Below are 19067 nucleotides of genomic sequence, written 5' to 3' on the forward strand. Positions count from 1 at the left end.
TGGCTTTGCACATAAGTGAGCCCACTTAAAGATAGTTAGAATTTTAGCAAGTTCGGAAGAGGTTCGCTAAGCCTCTTTAAAATCAGAGTTTTTTAACCATTCGAGTTAAGGGCTTACGCAGATTCTACCCTGTAATTTTCCTCTAGTTTGAAAAGAAGATGAATTGAAACCTCCACACCTGTGGAGGGAGGGGCAGTTCCGTGATCAACTACAAATCGCAGTTTTTGGGCCTTGCGAGCAACGACAACCACATTAATCGTGTGAGTGTATCGCTGCCATTTCGCATGCAGGCGGACCTTCCTGATGATCTTCTTGAAACGCCGGGCGTTAACAGATCCGATATTCGCATTGATCCGGACAAGGTGCTTATTCGCCGTGAGATGGGTGGGCTTCCGCTCACCTTAACGGTTCCGCTTGGGTCTTACTCTGGTGTTGGAGCGAGAGCGACAGTCAGCGAGATCAGCGATGAGCTGGAGTATCAGGTCATTTTGCTGCATCGCGATCATGCTTTGAGCATTCCACTTTATACCAGCACAGATATGGAGCTGACAGCGGATTATTGGGAAGCCTGGTCAGATGTTTTGGCACTGCCGCTGCTCATGATCGACAGCGATGGCACCTCCAAGCTGGCGCGTCTTGGGCTTAACACATGCTCCAAAGGTGAGGCACTGCCACGCAGAAAGCTTCGAGCGTTGACTGGACGACGTCCGCGTTTTCTTGTTGGCCGCGAAACAGGCAAGCCAACACGGTTGCAGAAGATATTCGCCAGCTCCCGCCGTTTCACATCTCTGCGGCGCTGAAACTCTTAAAGGTAATAGGCAGCAAGGCCGTCCAGCACCAATCCGATAAACAAGATCAAGCCGAAGGTTGAGTTGGACTTGAAGAGCTGAAGGCACTGGTCGCCATCATCTATGTCCAACACGCGGATCTGGTTCAGCAAGTGAAATGCACCGAGCGCCAAACCGGCAAATGCAAGCGGGCCACTGCCTGCTGCAATGAAGGCTCCTGCAAACAGAACAACTGTTGCGCCATAAAGAATGACCAGAGCCTGACGGGTTTTTTCGCCAAACAATCGCGCTGTTGAGCGCACGCCGACCAAAGCGTCATCCTCTTTATCCTGATGGGCGTAAATGGTGTCGTAACCGATTGTCCAGAGGATACCCCCGCAATACAGCAGTACCGGTGCCAGTGACAGGCTGCCAAAGACAGCGGCCCACCCCATCAATGCGCCCCAGGAGAACGCCAGACCAAGCACGAACTGTGGCCAGTCGGTGATACGTTTCATGAATGGGTAGGCGGCAACAATTGCCAGAGAGGATATGCCCAGGACTATGGTGAAGGTGTTGAACTGCAGCAATACGACCAACCCGGCGAGCGCCTGCAACGCCATAAAGATTTTGGCTTGTTTGCTGGAGACCTGACCTGAGGGGATTGGACGAGAGCGTGTGCGCTCGACTTTATCGTCAATATCTTTATCGACAATGTCGTTGTAGGTGCATCCTGCCCCACGCATTGCCACTGCACCGATAAACATCAGCACTGCGTACCAGATGTTTGGAATGGCAGCTCCTGCCGCATTGGATGCGAGGGCTAATGACCACAAACACGGCCACATAAGCAGGTACCAGCCGATTGGCCGCTCCCACCTGGCAAGGCGAGCAAAGGGGCGAAGGCCTGGCGGCAAGCGCGTATCAACCCAATGACGCTTTACTGCATCTGCAACTGGACCAGTGTCTTTGGTATTGAACATTGCCACCTCACCGTCATGTCTGGAGCTTATCTGCGCTTGTTTCCCTTCACGCAGCAAGTTCCAAGTTCGCTTTAAAAGCTGAGAGGAAATTCCTCTTCGTAGTGAATTGTCTTTTCCAACAGATCAACACTTTGCGTCAAGAAGCCAAATTCCTCGAAGAACTGTTTTCTGGTCTTTCGCTCCGGTCTCTTCAGCGAAACTTCCATCTTAACGACCGACTTTTGTGCCAGATCATCCTCCAGTGCCTGCAGCACAGGCGGTAACAGCCGCTCAATCCCTTCCATTGGAGCGAGTGCCACCTGCTCTATGAACCCGACTTTGCCACCAGCCCGGATACTGTACCGGTAGCTTACAAGCACAAACCCAAGGCTTTTTCCCGAGCTTCTGATCAACCATGCCTGCCCTGCACTTGGGTCAACCAACAACCTGCGGGCAGTTTCTTCCAGTGAACGAACCGGCTCTGAAAGGGTGTCTTGCTCTCCCCATTTTGCCAGCAGCTCGAAGAATTCATTCATAAACAGTGGTGTAACCAGCAACAGTTCGACTGATGGACGGGGCATTTTGGTCTCTCCAGAGCTGTTGTTCGTTTACTGTGAGCCATACTCATGCTACAGGCTGCATCACATCCTAGACGCACAACTGGGGAACCTGTTCCCTTCTTATTTTCAGGGTCTACTTCAATGAATATTCTGCTGATCGGTTCTGGCGGGCGTGAACATGCGCTGGCATGGTCTCTGGCGAAATCTCCGGTGCTAAACGAGCTGTTTGTTGCCCCGGGCAATGCAGGCATCGAGCAATTTGCCAAGTGTATTGCACTGGACCCGACTGATCATCGCAGTGTTATCGAGTTCTGCCGCCTCCACGACATCAATTTTGTTGTAATTGGCCCGGAAGCTCCACTGGTTGATGGCCTGTCTGACAGTCTTACCCATGCTGGCCTTCGTGTATTTGGTCCATCTTCTGCTGCTGCGCAGCTGGAAGGGTCCAAAGGCTTCACCAAGGACATGTGCTCCCGCGCAAATGTGCCAACCGCTGCGTATGGCCGGTTTGACAATGCCGAGGCTGCCAAGTCCTACATTCGTGAGCAAGGCGCTCCGATCGTGGTGAAAGCAGATGGCCTTGCTGCAGGTAAGGGCGTCATCATGGCCATGAACGAGCAGGAAGCACTCGATGCAATCGACAGCTGCTTTGACGGTGCCTTCGGTGCTGCTGGCGCGGAAGTGGTTGTTGAAGAATTCCTTGAAGGCGAAGAAGCCAGCTTCTTTGTTCTCTCAGACGGTAAGAATGCTCTCCCGCTGGCGACAGCACAGGATCACAAACGAGCATTCGATGGTGATGAAGGCCCGAATACTGGCGGTATGGGTGCCTACTCCCCTGCACCAGTGATGACCGAGGAGATGATGGACCGGGTGATGAGAGAGATCATCCACCCAACCATTGCAGACATGAAAGCGCAGGGTTGCCCGTTCAAAGGCGTGCTTTATGCGGGTTTGATGATCACCAAGGACGGTCCGAAGCTGATTGAGTATAACGTGCGCTTTGGCGATCCGGAATGTCAGGTTCTGATGATGCGCCTGAAGACCGATCTGCTGCCGATTCTGCTTGGCTGCGCTGAAGGGACATTGGATCTGGTGGATGCGGAATGGCACACAGATCCTGCGATCACTGTTGTGATGGCGACCAATGGCTATCCGGGTTCCTATGAGAAGTTGAGCGAGATTAAAGGTCTGGTAGAAGCTGCAGCTGATCCAGACGTAGAGATTTTCCATGCCGGCACCGTGGTTGCTGATGAGAAACTGCTGTCCAATGGTGGCCGTGTTCTGAACATCACAGCGCGGGCGGCGACTGTTTCTCAAGCGCGTGAAAAAGCATATGCGGCTGTTGAGAAGATCGACTGGCCGGGCGGGTTCTACCGCAAAGATATCGGCTGGCGCGCAGTTGAGCGTGAGCAGCAGGACTGATCTGCTCTTTTGCAGGACTAGACATATTTACAAAGGGCGGCTTTTCGAGCCGCTCTTTTTTTGTGCCGACTGAATACAATTGCCAAAAAAAATCCTCCGAAGCGAACTTCGGAGGAGTTATATTTATCTACACTTTCAGTCGGACAACGACAGCCTGTGCCCAACCAACAGATCAAATTGATAAACTACCACAAACAACTGCACGAGGCGAAAAGTTGCCATGCAGGAGCTAAAGTGCAACCTCTAGCAATTTTGATTATGCATAAATGCACAACTCATAACAATGGGGGATTTTCCCTGATGCCTTAAAGTTGCAAAGGTCTAGGGCGAAAGCAACTGAAAGGTCATAGCACGAGCAACGGCATGCGTCCGGTTCGTTACTCGCAGCTTTTTGCAGGCCCGTTTGATGTGATGTTCTACGGTTTTCTCTGAGAGATTCAGGATGTGGGCGATCTCTTTATTTGCCCTCCCTGCCGTCAACCACAGCAGACATTCATGCTCTCTCGGCGTGAACCCGAAGAACTCACTCAGGGTTTCAGGTTCTTGCGCGTAGGTATGGAAAAGTTGCACCGCCCCTTTCAGGATCGGGTACTTTGCCGTCATCTGTGCATCAAAACCGAGCTGTGTCCGTTCACAGGAGGCAAAGCTCGCACCGCCGACTAAATGCTTGTTGGAGCAATCCACCGGGATGGTCACACCGAACTTCAGACCTGCTGAACGGACATCATGGAAGAAGCCTTCATCAATCTTTCCGGTTGGTCTGACGGTATAATCGGTCCAAAGCTGATCGGCTTTCTTGCCGCTGAGCAGATGATCCATACCAGGGTCTTTGAAGTAGTAATGATGGCTGTTGTAATGATCGACCCAATCATCTGCGTGATTGGACAGGCAAATCGGTTGCCGGTCTTCTACACGGCCTTCGATTTTGGGCACGATGATGTAGGCGCCTTTTTCAAAGCCCAGTCTTTCAGCAAAACTGGTAAGCTCTTCCCAGCGGCTTTGCAGGGACGAACAGTTCCATAGATCTTGAGAAAACTGCAGTAGATTTCGATCATAGCCTGCCGGATAACCCATGGAATAGTTCATCATTTACACCGCAAGATTGGAGCCTTGCTTCATATCAACCAGCCAAGTTGTGCGCTTAACTGCCACCAAATCAATTGATATGTTTGCCCCAGTGCCCATCTATTGTTTATCTATGTTCGTCATTCATGATTATCACGTTATTTCTCTCGGTTTTCAATTGGAAAGCAAGCGAGAGCACCTATATTTTTAATGAGAGTTATTAAAGGATCAGGCTTTCAATGAGTACTCCCAAGATTGGCCTTGCCCTTGGTGGCGGAGGCGCCCGTGGTCTCTCCCATATCCCGGTTTTGCAAGCTCTTGATGACATGGGCATCACACCTCATGCTATTACTGGTACATCCATCGGCGCTTTGATTGGTGCAGGATATGCAGGTGGCGTGAGTGGAGACGCGCTTGAGGCATATACTCTTGAAACACTTGGCGAGTGGAAGAAGGTGCTCAGCAAGCTGGTTGAGGTGAGCATGCCAAAACGCTTTGCAGACCTGCTTGGTGGTAAGTCCAGCATTGGTCAGTTTGATTCCAAACGTGTGCTGGAAGTCTTTGTGGGGGATGTGCTCAAAACCGACTTCTCTGAGCTTTCCATTCCATTTCAAGCCATTGCTGCGGATTACTACAAGGCAGAGGAAGTGCGTTTTTCCGAGGGTAATCTGGTGGATGCTGTCTCAGCCAGTATCGCCATTCCGTTTGTCTTCAGGCCTGTGCACCTAAACGACACGGTGCTCATTGATGGCGGCGTTGTTAACCCGCTGCCTTTTGATGTGCTGCCCAGCGATTGTGACATCGTGATTGCAGTGGATGTTGTGGGCACACCCAAACGAGATGAAAAACGCGAGTTTCCCAGTGCAACGGAAAGCGTGTTTGGTGCGACCCAGATCCTCATGCGGACCATTTCTCAGGAAAAATTGAAAATACGGGCACCTGATCTTTCGATCTTCCCAAACATTAAGCAATATCAAGTGCTTGATTTTTTAAAGGCGCGAGAAATATTGGAGGATAGCGCCGGGCTTCGTGATGAGGTAAAGGTTGAGCTTGACCAAAAGATCGAGAACTACCTAATCTCTTGATAAGAAGAATAGAAAGAAGTGGAGTCTGGGTTGTCTATTCTGGACCCTGAGTGGCAAATACCGATTGCTGAAAGCAGAAAACTTCCTCCAGAAGTCCCCATTGCGGTGACGTTGAATGGAGAAGGCTTTGCTGTGTTTATGGCCACGCCCAGAGATCTCGAAGACTTTGCCGTTGGCTTTGCTATCAGCGAGTCGATCGTCTCCTCCATCAATGATGTGCACTCGATCAACCTCAATGAGCACGGTGAGGAAGGCATCAGCGTCAATCTGGATATTGACGATGAGCTGTTCTTCACCGCTTTGAAGCGCAAGCGTCTGCTGACAGGAACGTCTGGCTGTGGCCTGTGCGGGCTTGATAGCATTCGTGCGGCCTTACGTGCCCTCACCCCGCTTGCCCAGCAGCCTGCTCCCAAAACCGAGAGTATTGGGGCCATGTTTGAAGCGATGCAATCCAAGCAAACGCTCAATGGCATTTATGGTGGCGGCTTGCATGCAGCTGCGGTGTGTTGTGGTGATAACATACTGGCAGTGCGCGAAGATATTGGCCGGCACAACGCCATGGACAAAGCTCTTGGGGCTGGCGTGCGCAGCGGTGAACCTGTTGATCTGGTCATCACAACGAGCCGGTGCAGCTCTGATCTGGTGCAAAAAGCCGTTAGCGCCCGCGTTGGAACACTTGCAGTCATGGCAACGCCCAGCGATTTGGCTGTCAAGTTAGCACAAGAGAATTGTTTAAATCTATTTAGTTGCAACCGTGGATACAGCTTCACACGCTACAGCTAGCGACTCATCAAGTTCGTGGGCGTTCTAAGAGCCTGAGGAGTCCGGCGTGTCCGACACTATTATTGCAAAGAAATCAACAGCTCCCGCTGGTGGCTGGGGTGCCGTGTGGAGCTGTGGTCAGGCTCTGTTGCAAAACACGTCGCTTACTTCAGGAATCCAGACAGTTTTAAAAACAAACCAGCCTGACGGTTTTATTGGCCCTGGCTGTGCATGGGTTGACCCTGAAAAGACCTCGTCCATCGAATTTTGTGAAAACGGCGTCAAATCTGTTGCTGCCGAGATGACGGATAAGAGGATCACAGACTCCTTTTTTCAGGAATACACGGTTTCTGAATTGCAGACCTTCTCCGACATTGACCTTGAGGATCAAGGCCGTCTGACATCTCCGCTGCGCTACAACAGAATAACTGACCGCTATAACGAAATCAGTTGGGCTGAGGCCTTCAAGGAAATTGGTGCAGAACTGCGGGGCATCAAAGACCCCAAAGAGGTCGTGTTTTACACCTCCGGACACGCAAGTAACGAAGCTGCCTTTCTCTATCAGCTGTTCGGGCGTGTTTATGGCTCCACCAACTTCCCGTCCAGCTCCAACATGTGCCATGAAGCCAGTGGTATTGCGCTTGAAGAAGCTATCGGCAGCGGGCTGGCCACGGTTCGTCTGGAAGACTTCTCCAAAGCTGATGCCATCTTTGTTTTTGGTCACAATCCAGGCTCGACTGACCCGCGGATGTTGCCGGTGCTACGCGCAGCCACGCAACGCGGCGCGCATGTGGTGTCCTTTAACCCGCTTAAAGAGCGCGGACTGGAACGCTACGCGGACCCCAAGAACCAACTGGAGATGATGCGGTTTGGTTCTGCACCTGTTGCGAGCCATTTCTTCACCCCGAAGCTGGGTGGTGACATGGCGGCGGTGCGCGGCATGGTGAAGACCATCCTGGCATGGGACTATGAGCGGATACTCACCCATAGCCATGTTGACCGGGTGTTTATTGAAGAGAACTGCAACGGGTTTGAGAGCTATGAAAAAGCGCTTGAACTGACGCCTTGGAAAGAGATTGAAGACCAGTCCGGCCTCTCCCGCGACGAAATTGAAAGAGCAGCTGCGATTTATGTGCAGGCAGATCGCCCGATCATTACGTGGGGTACAGGGATCAGCCAGCACAAACACTCTGTTGCAACAATCCGCGAGATGATGAACCTGCTTTTCATTCGCGGAAACGTTGGCAAGCCGGGGGCTGGTGCTTGCCCGATGCCGGGCCATGCGAACACGCAGGGTATTCGCCGTATGGGCATTACCTCTGACCCTTCAGAGGAGTTTCTGACCTCTTTGCAGCAAGCCTTTGAGTTTGAACCGCCGATGGATGCCGGTGTTGATGCTGTTGAGTCCATCAAGATGATGGATGAGGGTAAGCTGCGGGTCTTCATGAGCCTTGGAGGCAATTTTACCCGCTCTGCGCCGGACACAAACCTGACAGAGGAAGCCATACGCAAATGTCGCCTGACGGTGAGCATTGCAACCAAGCTGAACCGAAGTCATCTGATGACAGGCGCCCTCTCTTACATTCTGCCTAGTCTGGGCCGCACCGAGTATGATGACCAGCGTTCAGGTGAGCAGATGGTCACCGTGGAAGATTCACTCTCCAGAATCCACGGATCTGCTGGTGTAAACCCGCCAGCTTCTGATCTTTTGATGTCAGAACCTGCGATTATTGCCGGACTGGCCAGAGCGACCCTTGGCAACAAGGTGGTCAACTGGACGCATTACATAGAGAACTATGATCGCATTCGGGAAAAGATTGAGGAAGTGCTGCCCGAGTTTGCCGGGTTTAACGGCCAGGTGCGCACCCCGGGCGGATTTTATCTGAGTAATCCGATTGCCGACCGAAGATGGGCAACAAAGTCCGGCAAAGCTGAGTTTTCCGGCTACTCCCTTCCGCTTGCGACATCGGCACAGCAAACCGCCAGAGCGCCCAAGCTTACGTTCACCCTGCAGAGCCTTCGCTCCAACGATCAGTTCAACACCACCGTTTACACACTCAATGACCGTTACAGAGGTATCTCTGGCGGACGCAAGGTGGTGTTCATGAACCCAATCGACATGCGACGGGCGGGTGTTTCCAAGGGTGAAAAGGTTGATATCGGAACGGTGAGCGAAGACGGACGCAATCGGCGTGTCCTCGATTTTCAGGTGGTGCCCTACGACATGCCACAGGGCTGCATTGCCTCTTACTTCCCGGAGGTGAATGTCCTTATACCTGTTTACTCCGTAGGCGACCAGTCCGGCACCCCAACGAGCAAGGCTATTCCGGTGTCACTGTCGAAATCACGTCGTCGGGGGTGATTTTTCTGTTTTGACTGTCAGAGTTTGTTGAACTGCCTATCGTAGATGATGGCTTTGACAATCTGCGCATGCGTCTTTGTAATGGCGTTTTGCAGGAGGAATGAGCGCAATGTGCTCTTCACACCATTCCCCCTACAAGCTTGCTATTGCTTGAATAAGATAGGCAGTCGCAAGTTTTGAGGTGGAGATGCAATCTCCAAACTACTCAGTTCGGTTCCATTTTTGACCTGCGCAAATGAACATCACGCAGCCCGACACTTTTAGCTGGCTGCCAAGCATGTCCATTTTCCCGTTATAGGTCTTGCCATCAAAAACACGCCAGAATTTTCCATCACGATATTTACCACCCGGCTTAGGGGTCATATCCCAAAGAATTGTCTTGCCGATATTGCCGTCATTTACTGGTGTCCCATCTTCTTCGAAAAGCCGCAAAAGCGTTCCACATATCTTGTCGCCACATTGCTCGATTTTGACATGGCTGTATCGGCCTTCATCCAGCCCAGTTTCCCAAACGCCAACTGCCGGATCTGCCGCTAAAGCTATGCTTGACGACATGGTGAGCGCTATTACACTAGAGAGCATGAGAGTTTTCATGTGTGTATTCCCTTTCAAATTTTAGGTTTTAAAGTGCTGCTGATCGCGAACCTGCGCTTAGGCAAGGGACAACCCGAGTGGCCTGCCCAATCTTCGAGGTAACTATTTTTGGCTTGAAAATTTAAGCTTTGAGAGTTTCAAGAGGTCTCAGTCAGGCCAACTCTGGAGAGCAGCATTTTTCGGGCTCGACTTCCTGAGAGTGGCGGCAAGAAGTTGGTCGAGAACCGTCTGACTAACCCTTGCTCGAGCACGCTTTTGGGATTGGAGAAAGCCTTGAAACCAACCTTCCCTCCCTTGTACCGACCCATGCCACTGGTCCCGACGCCGCCAAAGCCCATGGTGTGCGAACCGGCATGGATGAGGAAGTCATTGACCGTCACGCCGCCAGCGCTTGTTTCAGATAAGATCCGATCAATGCTCGCACGATCATTGCCATGAATGTAGAGGGCCAGAGGTTTCTCTTTACTATTGATAATCGCAAGGGCATCCCCCAGTGTCCTGTAGCTAAGAACTGGTAAAATAGGGCCGAAGATCTCTTCCTTTGATAGCATCAGATCAGGCTTGGGGTTGGCCACAAGCGTTAGAGGAAATTTTCGACTCGTGAGATCAGGCAGAGCTTCTCCTTCAGGGATAATCTCACGAATACGAACACCGCTTTCCCGCGCCTCGTCAATGTAAGAGTTCAACCGCTTAAAAGATGCCTCTCCGACGACAGCGGTATACTGCGGATTTTCCAGTATTGTCGGATAGATAGAGTGGGCCTCTTCTTCCAACAAGTTCAGAAATGTTTCGAACTGAGCTTCGGGCACCAGTGCATAGTCTCCAGCTATGCAAACTTGCCCACCGTTCATAAGGCGCGTTTTTACTGTTTTGCGCGCGACAGAACGCAAATCAGCATCTTCCATAACCAGCACTGGAGATTTGCCACCAAGTTCCAAAAGGACTGGTGTCAGGTTCTTGGCTGCCGCTGCCATGATGTGACGAGCTGTTGTTGCCCCGCCGGTGAAGACCAGCTTATCCCACGGTAATGATGAGAAGAACTTTGCCAAGTCAACATCACCGGTAACGACAGCAATTTCAGAAGGATCAAAGTATTTTGCCATGAGCCTTGTCATCAAAGCTCCGGTTTCAGGCATGACTTCCGGGAAACGCATCATGACCGTGTTGCCAGCAGCAATGGCGTCGATAGCCGGGTCAAAGGCCAGTGTAATTGGTGCATTGAAGGGAGATATGACCCCAACCACGCCCAAAGGCTCATGGAGGATGTAGGAGCGTTGACCCAAGAGGCGCATGAACCCGTCTGATTGGCGTTCCGGTTTCATCCAAGCTTTCAAGCTTTTGCGAACGACTTTGACATTTTCAAGCGGTGAATAGACGTCCCCCATGAACGCCACATCAGGATCACGAGTACCGAAATCGGCCTGCAACGCCTGCACCATTGCCGGATAATTTTCGCGGAACAGAGACTCGATACGCCCCAACCGGTCCATTCGCGTTTCAAATGAAACTGACTTCGATGAGGCATAGTTTCTTTTTTGCAAGTCAAAGACCTGCTGAACCTGCTCAATTTTATTCATCGGTTGCACCTGACCCTCTTTAATTCCGCCGGAAGTCGTTCTTTATTGATTAGTAAAAGACTGATAGTCTCTTATATAAAAGACCAGCGGTTCTTTTCAAGTCAATTATTTTCTCCTGAAATGCCTAGATTGAGGAATGAAGGTATGTCTCAAACATTCAAACAGAAGTCTGATTGTGTGTTGTTTTCGGAAAACTGGTTGGAAGCCCCCCTGCGCACAGGAGCGGTATTGCCAAGCTCTTCGGAGTTAGCCAGAGCTATGGTCTTTGCCTCTGCCATCAAACCTGGTGCCCGGGTACTTGAAATTGGTCCCGGCACAGGCTGCGTCACGCGTGCGCTGTTGAATGCAGGTGTTGAAGAAAAAGATTTAACGCTGATTGAGTTGTCGAAATCATTTACTGAAGGGTTATCCAGGGACTTCCCAGCAGCTATTTTGTTGCAACAGGATGCTTACCAGACACTCAAAAATCTTTCTCATGGGAAGAAGCAATTTGACGCCGTTGTTTCAAGCCTGCCTCAATTTGTTTACCCGAAAGAAAAACGCGAACAGTTTCGTGATCATTGCCTTGAGGTTCTCAAACCAGGTGGACGATTAGTGCAGTTTACCTATTCAACAATCTCACCTATTCCAAAGCGAAAAGGTGTTCAGGCCATCAGGTCACGACGTGTCTGGAAAAATATCCCTCCTGCAGTCGTATGGGCCTATCAACCCACTTACGCTGCACCCTAAGCTACTTTTTTGAGTGATTGATGGGGTAAGAGCTACATCCCATCAAGGCTTAGGTTAGATTTGGCGATAAAGGCGAGCTATTCGGAGAAACCATGGACTTCAAGCGAGCACGCAAGGATGAGCAGAAAGCTGCTCGACGCGAAAACATCCTCAAAATGGCGAAGGAACTATGCTCTCAAAAGGGCGTGATGAATTGGTCGCTCAACGAACTCGGCAAACACGCAGCGGTAAACAAATCTAATCTTTATCGCTATTTTGGGAGCCGCGAAGAAATCCTTATGACCTTGATGCATGAGGAAATGTGCTTGTTTGTAGATAATTTTCAAAACAATGTTTCTCAACGAACCGTCTCGATTGAGGACCTTAGCAAAATTATAACTGATCAATATTGTGAGCAGCCTTTTTTGTGCGAGCTGCTTTGTATTTCCGCATCATTTTTGGAACACAACACCCATTTGGAAGCCATCAAAAAGATCAAGCTGCAAGGCTTAGTACTTTACGAAAGAGTTGCGACCAATATTGCAGAGGCAATGAATGGTAGTAGCAAGGAAGACGGCCAGAAAATTGCTTTCACATCCGCCCTGCTGGTTTCAGGTCTGTGGCCAATGGCCAGTCCATCAAATCCAATAAGAGAGCTTTCTCAGTTTGAAGGCCTTGAATGGCTCAACCTCTCATTTCGAGATGAGCTATTTGACGCGATCTACACATACATCATCGGACTACAAGCAAAGAAAAGCAGACTGTAGGAAAAACACCCAAAAGCGCGAGGAAGTCGCAGAAAGCGGCCACACTTTTGCGCACCTACAAACGCAACCAATATTGCATCCAGGCTAAGATACCCACGAGTTGGCTCAACTATCCAAAATCTTATGTGTTGGATAGCTCCACTGCTTTCATCTCAGATGTACGCAGGACCTTTCTCGTGCACAAGCGAATGTCATGAGCAGCAATGATGTACCCGAGAAGCTCCGTACTTCGGCCAAGCTTCGCAGAAGGCTTGGGCTGACCTTTCCTTAAAATCACATTGGCAAGAATTAAAAAGGACTTATCAGGGGTGAGCCAACCTCTCTGCTCGCAGATTAGATGCAAATTGAACTCCGTGCCAAAGCCGCATCCCCTCTTCCTTCCCAAGGGGAAAATACTTGGGACCGTGGCACTATCAAAGTTCTCGGGTCAAAAGAGGTGATGTTGACAATTGCCGTTATGTACATAAAGTATAGTTACTATATTTAAATCATAAAGGAGAAACTATGTCGTTTAATTCGCCGCAGAATACAGTCACGATCATGCGCAGGCTCGCACTGGCCTTTGTTGTCTCTTTGGCATTCACGAGTATTGTCTCGGCAGAACCGTTCCAAGAGGTGACTATTGGTGTCCCGGTGCCTTCTCTGGAAGAAGCAGAGGTGTGGTATGCCAAGTTTCTTGGTCCTGATACCGAAGTGATCAGACCAGTCCCCGGTATCGTGGAGTTCAAGGTTGCACCGGGTGTTTGGCTTCAGGTCTTCGAGGCAGATGACGCGCAATCAACTGGCGCCATCGTCCGTTTTCTGGTGGACGATATGGCAACTTCGCAACAAGCACGATCTGAAGTGAACATCGACACTGGTGAAGCAGTCGAAATACCAGAGGTCGTTACATATTCGGAGTTTGCCGATCCTTCTGGCAACGCTTTAGGGTTCTATGATCTGCCTTGATGGTGCAGCAAGTACGCTGGTGACGTTGGTACCGGCGTACTTTCCAGAGTTAAACCACTTTAGATTCCGTCGATTTCAGCAAAGTCTATGAGTTTGTGCATGTAGGGTAAGAGGTCCAGATTTTTGCTGGCCACCCAGTTGTCGTCGTAAAGAGTGTCCAGATAACGCTCTCCGCTGTCGCAGATGAGGGTGACGATGGAGCCTTCCTGATCGTTTTCCATCATCTCCTTGGCCAATGCGAGCGCACCATAAAGGTTTGTGCCTGTTGAGCCGCCGCATTTGCGCAGAATAACCCCTTCCAGCCATCTGATTGTCGCGATACTCGCTGCATCCGGGATGTCGATCATTCTGTCAATGACATCCGGCATGAAGGAGGGTTCTACTCGTGGTCTGCCGATCCCCTCAATCAGTGAGGGTTTGTTCCTGACAATGCTTTTGTCTCTGTTTCTGTAATATTCATGAAACACGGAGTTCTCGGGATCTACGACACAGAGTTGTGTTTTGGGGTAATCCTGTGTGTGCAGCCGGATGTATCGGCCAATGGTGGCTGTTGTCCCGCCTGTTCCGGCACTCATAACAATCCATTTGGGTGCGGGGAAGCGTTCCAGCTCCATTTGGGAGAACAGACTCTGGGCTATGTTGTTGTTGCCGCGCCAATCGGTTGCCCGCTCTGCATAGGTGAACTGGTCCACGTAATGGCCGCCCAGTCCTTTTGCCAATCGCGCCGCTTCCTTATAGATCTGATAGGGTTCCACCAGATGCACCTCACCGCCCAGCGCTTCGATTTCCCTTATCTTTCCCGTCGCCGTGGCTTTGGGAGCGATTGCGACGAAGGGGTTTCCGATCAGCCGTGCAAAATACGCTTCTGAGATCGCGGTTGAACCTGAGGAGGATTCTACGATTGGTGTCCCTTCCCTGATCCAGCCATTACAGATGCCGTATAAGAAGAGCGAGCGTGCCAGCCTGTGCTTGAGGCTTCCGCTTGGGTGGGTGCTTTCGTCTTTCAGGTAAAGATCAATCCCCGCCTTGGTGAGCTTGGGAATGCTCAGCTTGATGAGGTGTGTGTCAGCCGAGCGGTTGTAATCCGCCTCAATATTCTGGATCGCCTGCAGCGCCCATGCTCTGCTAGAGGGGTTTCTGTGGTTGGTATGGCTGTTGAACTCCAGCATGAAAACACCTGACTTGCCATTGCTTCAGCGCGCCCTGCTCGCAGCGTGCTTCTTTGAGACAAGTATAGCTGGCGCTTGGATCCCAGGATGCGCGGATCGCTGCTGTATAAAACAGAGAGTAAAGCCGCTGGTGAAAATGAGAGGGTTTTGAACGAGCAAGGCCCACCGGAGCGGGCCTTGCATGCTTTGCTCATAGCGAAGCGATATTTCCTCAGCTTGCCAGTGCCGGGATCATGCCTATAACGCCTTCAGCGAGCATGCCCATGGCGATTGCGGCGAGCACCATGCCCATGAGGCGGGTTACGACGCCCATACCTGACTCGCCGAGCTTGTTTGCAATGGGTTTTGAAACTGAGAACAAGAGACCGGTGAACAGCGCAAGCCCAACCGCTGCGATGGATAGATCAATCTTGGCCCAGATCCCAGAATGACGCTCAGCAGCAACAATGGCTGTTGCAATGGCGCCTGGTCCGGCAACGATTGGAATGGCAAGTGGGACGACGGCGATGTGGTTCTGCTCTGCTGCGGAGGCTGCTTCCTGCGGGGTTTGGCGGTGGCTGTTGTCACTGCGCAACATGGAGAGGGCGATCAGCAGGACAATCACGCCGCCAGCAGCGCGTAGTTCATGGACGGTTATGCCGAAGAACTTGAGAAGAATGCCACCCGTCCAGGTGACGGTGAGGAGCGTCAGGGCGATTGCACCTGCGCATGTCCACGCGATGCGCCGTGCGGTGGCGGCATCTCTGTCGGCGGTCATACCCGCGAAAACGCCCGTGTTTCCGATGGGGTTCATCATGGAGAAAAGCGCAGCAATGTAGGTGATCAGAGCCGTTTCAGTCATTATATGCTTTCTGTTGTTTGCTTTGCACGTAGGGGGATATTGAGCAAAGCATGCAACATACTGATCGCTGTAAAAGCATACAACTTAAAGGATTTTAATAGTCGCTGGATCTTGTAATCGAGGGAGGGTTAGCTGTGGCTGGCTTTGGAGGGCCAGTATTGGGCTCTGTATTGCGAGGGTGTCAGGCCGAAGTGTTTTTTGAAGATGTTGGTGAAGGATGAGGCGTTCTCATAGCCAATCTGGAAGGCGATGGTTGCGATGGATTGGTCTGTTGATCTGAGCAGGGTCAGAGCTTTGTCCAGACGCATCTCCAGCTGGAGTTGTTTTGGGGATTTACCGTAGGAGGCTTTGAGTTTCTTTTGCAGACTGCTGACTGAATACCCGCCCTCTTTCGCGATATCCGAAATCTTGTTGTGTGTGGGCAGCTGCTCTTTTACGCTTTGTAGTCGCTGTGTGATTGCGTTTTGGTCGATGAAATCTGTGGTCCGACCTGTTGCCAGTTCAAGGGCTGTGTTCAGGATGGAGGCAGCGCCGTTTGCGTCCACTTCAAACGTGTCCGTGAGCGAGGCGACGAAGTTGAGGTACTTCAGTGCGAGTGGTGAGAGTTCCTGATGGCTGTCGCTTGCGTGGCGGAAGAACTGAGAAATGGCCGCTCTGTCGCTGACGTCTATGATCAGGAAGCGGCTGCCGGATGTGGTTTCGCTGTCGTGCAGGGTTTCTGGCGCTATGAGGCCGACGGAACCGACTGTCAGTTGCTTGAAGTGGCCGCCAATTTCAATCTGCATTTCGCCCTGTAACGGAACAACAGCCTGCGCGAATGCGTGGTGGTGTCCGAGTTCCAGCCGGTCATATTCACGGATGACAGCTTGATAGGGCATGACTTCGTTCCAGATCTCCACTCTTGGTCCAAAAGCTTGTTTAAGAGGACTGCTTGCTCAGGGATACCGCGGTCTTTCGAAAATCTCAAAAATAAAATCTATTTCCTGTTTTGCCTAATTCTAATATGCAGGAAATGAGGCAGGATCTGGTCGGTTTCATTGGAACCTCCAGCGATGTGATGGCCTCAGTCTTCAAGCGGAATATTAAATGTTACAGAACCAATCAGCTGGCAAGGTCAGCGCTGCGACCTCGATCGGGAGTATCTCCATTGTTTTATGGGGCACGCTTGCTGTGCTGACCAAGCTGACCGGTGATCAGTTTCCGCCGTTTCAGCTGCTGGCCATGACATTTACGGTGGCGACACTCACACTCTCCGGCAAGCTGTTGACAGGAAAAGCTGATGTGCGTTCCGCCTTCAAGCTGCCTCTGTCCGGCTGGTTGCTCGGTGTTGGAGGCTTGTTTGGGTTCCATGCGCTGTACTTTGTTGCTTTGCAGAATGCGCCTGCTGTTGAAGCGGGACTGATTGCCTACATCTGGCCGCTGCTCATTGTGTTGTTCTCTGCCCTGTTGCCGGGAGAGACCATTACAAGATGGCATGTTGGCGGGGCTCTTGTTGCGCTTGCAGGCTATTGGGTATTGCTGGGCTGGGACAATTCTGCAGGCAATCTGCAGTGGGAGTACGTTGTTGGCTATGTGGCGGCGGCTGGCTGTGCGTTGATCTGGTCCAGCTATTCTGTTTTGAGCCGACTGATCAAGACCACCTCTTCCGATGCGGTGATCGGCTATTGTGCTTTAACTGCCGTGTTTGGCTGGCTCGCTCATTTCCTCTGGGAGACCACCGCTGTCCCTCAGGATCTTACACAAATCATCGCCGTGATTGGTTTGGGTCTGGGGCCCGTGGGCATCGCCTTTTACACGTGGGACTTTGGCGTGAAGCACGGCAACGTGCAGCTGCTCGGCGTCCTCGCCTATGGTGCGCCTTTGATCTCAACGCTTCTGCTGATCGTGTTTGGAGAAGGCACTCTTGCCGCTAATATCGTGATCGCAGCACTAGCAATTGCAGGCGGGTCCTTGATTGCAGCGAAGAGGCCGACTTAGGAGTTATCGTGAGGCAGAAGCCTCACTGATTTTTCATCTTGGCGAGGAACTCCGAAGCTTCCTGCTTCGCTTCGTTACGTTCCTGCAATGAAAGGTGTTGCTCAATTTTGTTCATATTTTGCACAGCCACATCGTCTCCACCAGATGCCGCAATTGAGAGCCAAACGTATGCCCGCATGAAGTCCTGTCGACCGCCCTCACCTCTAGCGTACATCGTGCCCAGATTATTTTGTGCCTTTTCGTTGCCCCACTTCGCCGCAAGAGACAATAGTATTTTTGCGACTGCCTCACTTTGAGGGACTCCATCTCCTTTTGAAAATAAGCTTCCCAAATTGAATAGTGCTTGGTCGTGACCCTGATTAGCGGCAAGAAGGTACCATCCAACTGCTTTAAAGTGGTCCTTAGGCACACCGTCGCCTGCATCATACAGTAGTCCAAGGTAATACTGTGCATCTACATATCCCTGATCTGCTGAGAGACGAAACAAGTTCATTGCTTCAGAATAGTCTGTTGGTACACCGTCGCCAGATAGATAGTTTAGTCCCAGAACAAACTGAGCATTTGCGTTGCCCTGTGCAACAGCAAGGCGCAACCATTTTAGTGCTTCAGTAAAACTTTGTTGTACCCCCTTGCCTCTGTGGTACATACTACCAAGTAAAAATTGGGCTTCTGGATGTCCGTTATCGGCGGCTCTGCGGTGCCACTTTGCTGCTTCGACAGAACTTTGCGGTACACCTTTCCCCTTGTAGTACATAATGCCTAGCCGTAGTTGAGCATCTGCATTTCCCTGATCTGCAGCTAGATGAAGCCACTTCAGCGCCTTAGCATAGTCCTTCTGCATTGCTCGGCCATCTACATACATCCAGCCAAGCCGTGCTTGAGCGTCTGGATGTCCGTTATCAGCCGCTCGGCGGTACCATTTTGCTGCTTCTACCTTATCTTCACGGACGCCCCTACCGTAATCGAACAGCAATCCAAGATCGTACTGTGCACGGGAATTGCCCTGCTCCGCTGCCTTGAGCCACCACTCTCTTGCAGCCTTCAAATCCTTCAAAGCACCTTGCCCTTGGTAGTACAAAAGTCCCAAGTTGTATTGCGCATAAGAGTTCCCGGAGATCGCTGCTAAACGATACCATTCAATAGCTCTCACGAAATTTTGTGAAACTCCATAGCCATATTCATACATTACCCCTAAACCAAATTGTGCTTCTGCATTTCCCTGTTCTTCTGCCAGACGAAACCATTTCAGCGCCTTAGCATAGTCCTTCTGCACTTCGCGCCCATGTACATACATCCCGGCAAGCTCTACTTGGGCACCAACATCCCCCCCCCTTGCCAATGCCAGCGTAGCTTCAAAATCGTGCGCAAAAACGAAAGAAGAATGGAGGCATACAAGGGAAAAGAGCCACGCCTGCATTGTGATTTTTAGGTAACGGAAATGCATAATTCAAATTCTCTACGCTTCAAGTAATGGTTCAGAACATATCTCAGTTCATGGGTG

Annotated in this window: 18 protein-coding genes; 9 read left to right on the plus strand and 9 right to left on the minus strand. The window is 51.1% G+C overall.

The features are described from left to right. Positions 1-200: 200 nt before the first annotated feature. Positions 201-800 carry a DUF6101 family protein gene (locus tag PsW64_RS01370; protein ID WP_057462260.1) on the plus strand — a complete coding sequence of 200 codons (600 nt, stop codon included), beginning with the start codon at positions 201-203 and terminating at the stop codon, positions 798-800. A gap of 5 nt (positions 801-805) precedes the next feature. On the opposite strand, the gene ubiA is transcribed toward PsW64_RS01370, so the two are convergent. Both ubiA and PsW64_RS01380 read right to left on the minus strand, forming a co-directional pair. Continuing rightward, positions 806-1750, minus strand: coding sequence for a 4-hydroxybenzoate octaprenyltransferase (gene ubiA, locus PsW64_RS01375; RefSeq protein ID WP_063293725.1), 945 nt, complete (start codon positions 1748-1750; stop codon positions 806-808). 71 nt (positions 1751-1821) lie between these two features. After that, positions 1822-2310, minus strand: a complete 489-nt coding sequence (locus tag PsW64_RS01380) for a hypothetical protein (protein WP_063302443.1) — start codon at positions 2308-2310, stop codon at positions 1822-1824. Between the two features lie 120 nt (positions 2311-2430). Here PsW64_RS01380 and purD point away from each other — a divergent pair, with 120 nt between their 5' ends. Beyond that, positions 2431-3711: a phosphoribosylamine--glycine ligase gene (gene purD, locus PsW64_RS01385; RefSeq protein WP_063302444.1), complete on the plus strand. Its 1281-nt coding sequence runs from the start codon at positions 2431-2433 to the stop codon at positions 3709-3711. A 321-nt stretch (positions 3712-4032) separates the two neighbouring features. Here the strand turns inward: purD and PsW64_RS01390 are convergent, their stop codons facing one another. Continuing rightward, on the minus strand, positions 4033-4797 hold the full coding sequence (locus tag PsW64_RS01390) for a helix-turn-helix transcriptional regulator (RefSeq protein WP_063302549.1): 765 nt from the start codon (positions 4795-4797) through the stop codon (positions 4033-4035). A 218-nt stretch (positions 4798-5015) separates the two neighbouring features. Between PsW64_RS01390 and PsW64_RS01395 the strand changes: the two genes are divergently transcribed. From PsW64_RS01395 to PsW64_RS01405, 3 genes are read left to right on the plus strand one after another with little or no spacing between them, the layout of a single operon-like run. Further along, positions 5016-5861 (plus strand): patatin-like phospholipase family protein, encoded by an 846-nt coding sequence (locus PsW64_RS01395; protein ID WP_063302445.1) that lies wholly within the window; start codon positions 5016-5018, stop codon positions 5859-5861. Between the two features lie 30 nt (positions 5862-5891). After that, entirely contained in the window at positions 5892-6644 is a 753-nt protein-coding gene (gene fdhD, locus PsW64_RS01400; protein WP_063302550.1) for a formate dehydrogenase accessory sulfurtransferase FdhD, read from the plus strand. A gap of 46 nt (positions 6645-6690) precedes the next feature. Continuing rightward, complete coding sequence (locus tag PsW64_RS01405; protein ID WP_063302446.1) at positions 6691-8985, plus strand: FdhF/YdeP family oxidoreductase; 2295 nt, start codon at positions 6691-6693, stop codon at positions 8983-8985. A gap of 201 nt (positions 8986-9186) precedes the next feature. On the opposite strand, the gene PsW64_RS01410 is transcribed toward PsW64_RS01405, so the two are convergent. Next, on the minus strand, positions 9187-9579 hold the full coding sequence (locus PsW64_RS01410; RefSeq protein ID WP_063302447.1) for a DUF2147 domain-containing protein: 393 nt from the start codon (positions 9577-9579) through the stop codon (positions 9187-9189). Positions 9580-9716: 137 nt separating this feature from the next. Further along, positions 9717-11156: an aldehyde dehydrogenase family protein gene (locus PsW64_RS01415; RefSeq protein WP_063302448.1), complete on the minus strand. Its 1440-nt coding sequence runs from the start codon at positions 11154-11156 to the stop codon at positions 9717-9719. Between the two features lie 144 nt (positions 11157-11300). Between PsW64_RS01415 and PsW64_RS01420 the strand changes: the two genes are divergently transcribed. From PsW64_RS01420 to PsW64_RS01430, 3 genes are all read left to right on the plus strand, one after another. After that, entirely contained in the window at positions 11301-11885 is a 585-nt protein-coding gene (locus tag PsW64_RS01420) for a class I SAM-dependent methyltransferase (RefSeq protein ID WP_063302449.1), read from the plus strand. Positions 11886-11977: 92 nt separating this feature from the next. Then, positions 11978-12631: a TetR family transcriptional regulator gene (locus tag PsW64_RS01425; protein WP_063302450.1), complete on the plus strand. Its 654-nt coding sequence runs from the start codon at positions 11978-11980 to the stop codon at positions 12629-12631. A 504-nt stretch (positions 12632-13135) separates the two neighbouring features. Continuing rightward, complete coding sequence (locus tag PsW64_RS01430) at positions 13136-13579, plus strand: VOC family protein (RefSeq protein WP_063302451.1); 444 nt, start codon at positions 13136-13138, stop codon at positions 13577-13579. 59 nt (positions 13580-13638) lie between these two features. Here PsW64_RS01430 and PsW64_RS01435 read toward each other — a convergent pair whose 3' ends face one another. The 3 genes from PsW64_RS01435 to PsW64_RS01445 form a co-directional block, all read right to left on the minus strand. Then, positions 13639-14748 carry a PLP-dependent cysteine synthase family protein gene (locus PsW64_RS01435; protein WP_082830977.1) on the minus strand — a complete coding sequence of 370 codons (1110 nt, stop codon included), beginning with the start codon at positions 14746-14748 and terminating at the stop codon, positions 13639-13641. A gap of 211 nt (positions 14749-14959) precedes the next feature. Then, positions 14960-15589, minus strand: a complete 630-nt coding sequence (locus PsW64_RS01440) for a MarC family protein (RefSeq protein WP_063293716.1) — start codon at positions 15587-15589, stop codon at positions 14960-14962. A 128-nt stretch (positions 15590-15717) separates the two neighbouring features. After that, a complete protein-coding gene (locus PsW64_RS01445) occupies positions 15718-16467 on the minus strand; it encodes a helix-turn-helix domain-containing protein (RefSeq protein WP_153042324.1) in 750 nt (249 codons plus the stop codon). A gap of 208 nt (positions 16468-16675) precedes the next feature. Here PsW64_RS01445 and yddG point away from each other — a divergent pair, with 208 nt between their 5' ends. Then, on the plus strand, positions 16676-17566 hold the full coding sequence (yddG, locus tag PsW64_RS01450) for an aromatic amino acid exporter YddG (RefSeq protein ID WP_063302453.1): 891 nt from the start codon (positions 16676-16678) through the stop codon (positions 17564-17566). A 22-nt stretch (positions 17567-17588) separates the two neighbouring features. Here the strand turns inward: yddG and PsW64_RS01455 are convergent, their stop codons facing one another. Continuing rightward, the gene (locus PsW64_RS01455; protein ID WP_063302454.1) at positions 17589-19010 is read right to left on the minus strand and encodes an SEL1-like repeat protein; all 1422 of its coding nucleotides are present in this window, start codon (positions 19008-19010) and stop codon (positions 17589-17591) included. Positions 19011-19067: the final 57 nt, after the last annotated feature.

This window comes from Pseudovibrio sp. W64 (assembly GCF_001623145.1).
In the GTDB taxonomy this organism is placed as follows: Bacteria; Pseudomonadota; Alphaproteobacteria; order Rhizobiales; family Stappiaceae; genus Pseudovibrio.

What these genes read in the sequence shown, in the direction of transcription:
- ubiA (WP_063293725.1), bottom strand. Translation starts at nt 1,750, where the DNA reads ATGTTCAATACCAAAGACACTGGTCCAGTTGCAGATGCAGTAAAGCGT.
- PsW64_RS01380 (WP_063302443.1), bottom strand. Translation starts at nt 2,310, where the DNA reads ATGCCCCGTCCATCAGTCGAACTGTTGCTGGTTACACCACTGTTTATG.
- purD (WP_063302444.1), top strand. Translation starts at nt 2,431, where the DNA reads ATGAATATTCTGCTGATCGGTTCTGGCGGGCGTGAACATGCGCTGGCA.
- PsW64_RS01390 (WP_063302549.1), bottom strand. Translation starts at nt 4,797, where the DNA reads ATGAACTATTCCATGGGTTATCCGGCAGGCTATGATCGAAATCTACTG.
- PsW64_RS01395 (WP_063302445.1), top strand. Translation starts at nt 5,016, where the DNA reads ATGAGTACTCCCAAGATTGGCCTTGCCCTTGGTGGCGGAGGCGCCCGT.
- PsW64_RS01410 (WP_063302447.1), bottom strand. Translation starts at nt 9,579, where the DNA reads ATGAAAACTCTCATGCTCTCTAGTGTAATAGCGCTCACCATGTCGTCA.
- PsW64_RS01415 (WP_063302448.1), bottom strand. Translation starts at nt 11,156, where the DNA reads ATGAATAAAATTGAGCAGGTTCAGCAGGTCTTTGACTTGCAAAAAAGA.
- PsW64_RS01420 (WP_063302449.1), top strand. Translation starts at nt 11,301, where the DNA reads ATGTCTCAAACATTCAAACAGAAGTCTGATTGTGTGTTGTTTTCGGAA.
- PsW64_RS01425 (WP_063302450.1), top strand. Translation starts at nt 11,978, where the DNA reads ATGGACTTCAAGCGAGCACGCAAGGATGAGCAGAAAGCTGCTCGACGC.
- PsW64_RS01430 (WP_063302451.1), top strand. Translation starts at nt 13,136, where the DNA reads ATGTCGTTTAATTCGCCGCAGAATACAGTCACGATCATGCGCAGGCTC.
- PsW64_RS01435 (WP_082830977.1), bottom strand. Translation starts at nt 14,748, where the DNA reads ATGCTGGAGTTCAACAGCCATACCAACCACAGAAACCCCTCTAGCAGA.
- PsW64_RS01440 (WP_063293716.1), bottom strand. Translation starts at nt 15,589, where the DNA reads ATGACTGAAACGGCTCTGATCACCTACATTGCTGCGCTTTTCTCCATG.
- PsW64_RS01445 (WP_153042324.1), bottom strand. Translation starts at nt 16,467, where the DNA reads ATGCCCTATCAAGCTGTCATCCGTGAATATGACCGGCTGGAACTCGGA.
- yddG (WP_063302453.1), top strand. Translation starts at nt 16,676, where the DNA reads ATGTTACAGAACCAATCAGCTGGCAAGGTCAGCGCTGCGACCTCGATC.
- PsW64_RS01455 (WP_063302454.1), bottom strand. Translation starts at nt 19,010, where the DNA reads ATGCATTTCCGTTACCTAAAAATCACAATGCAGGCGTGGCTCTTTTCC.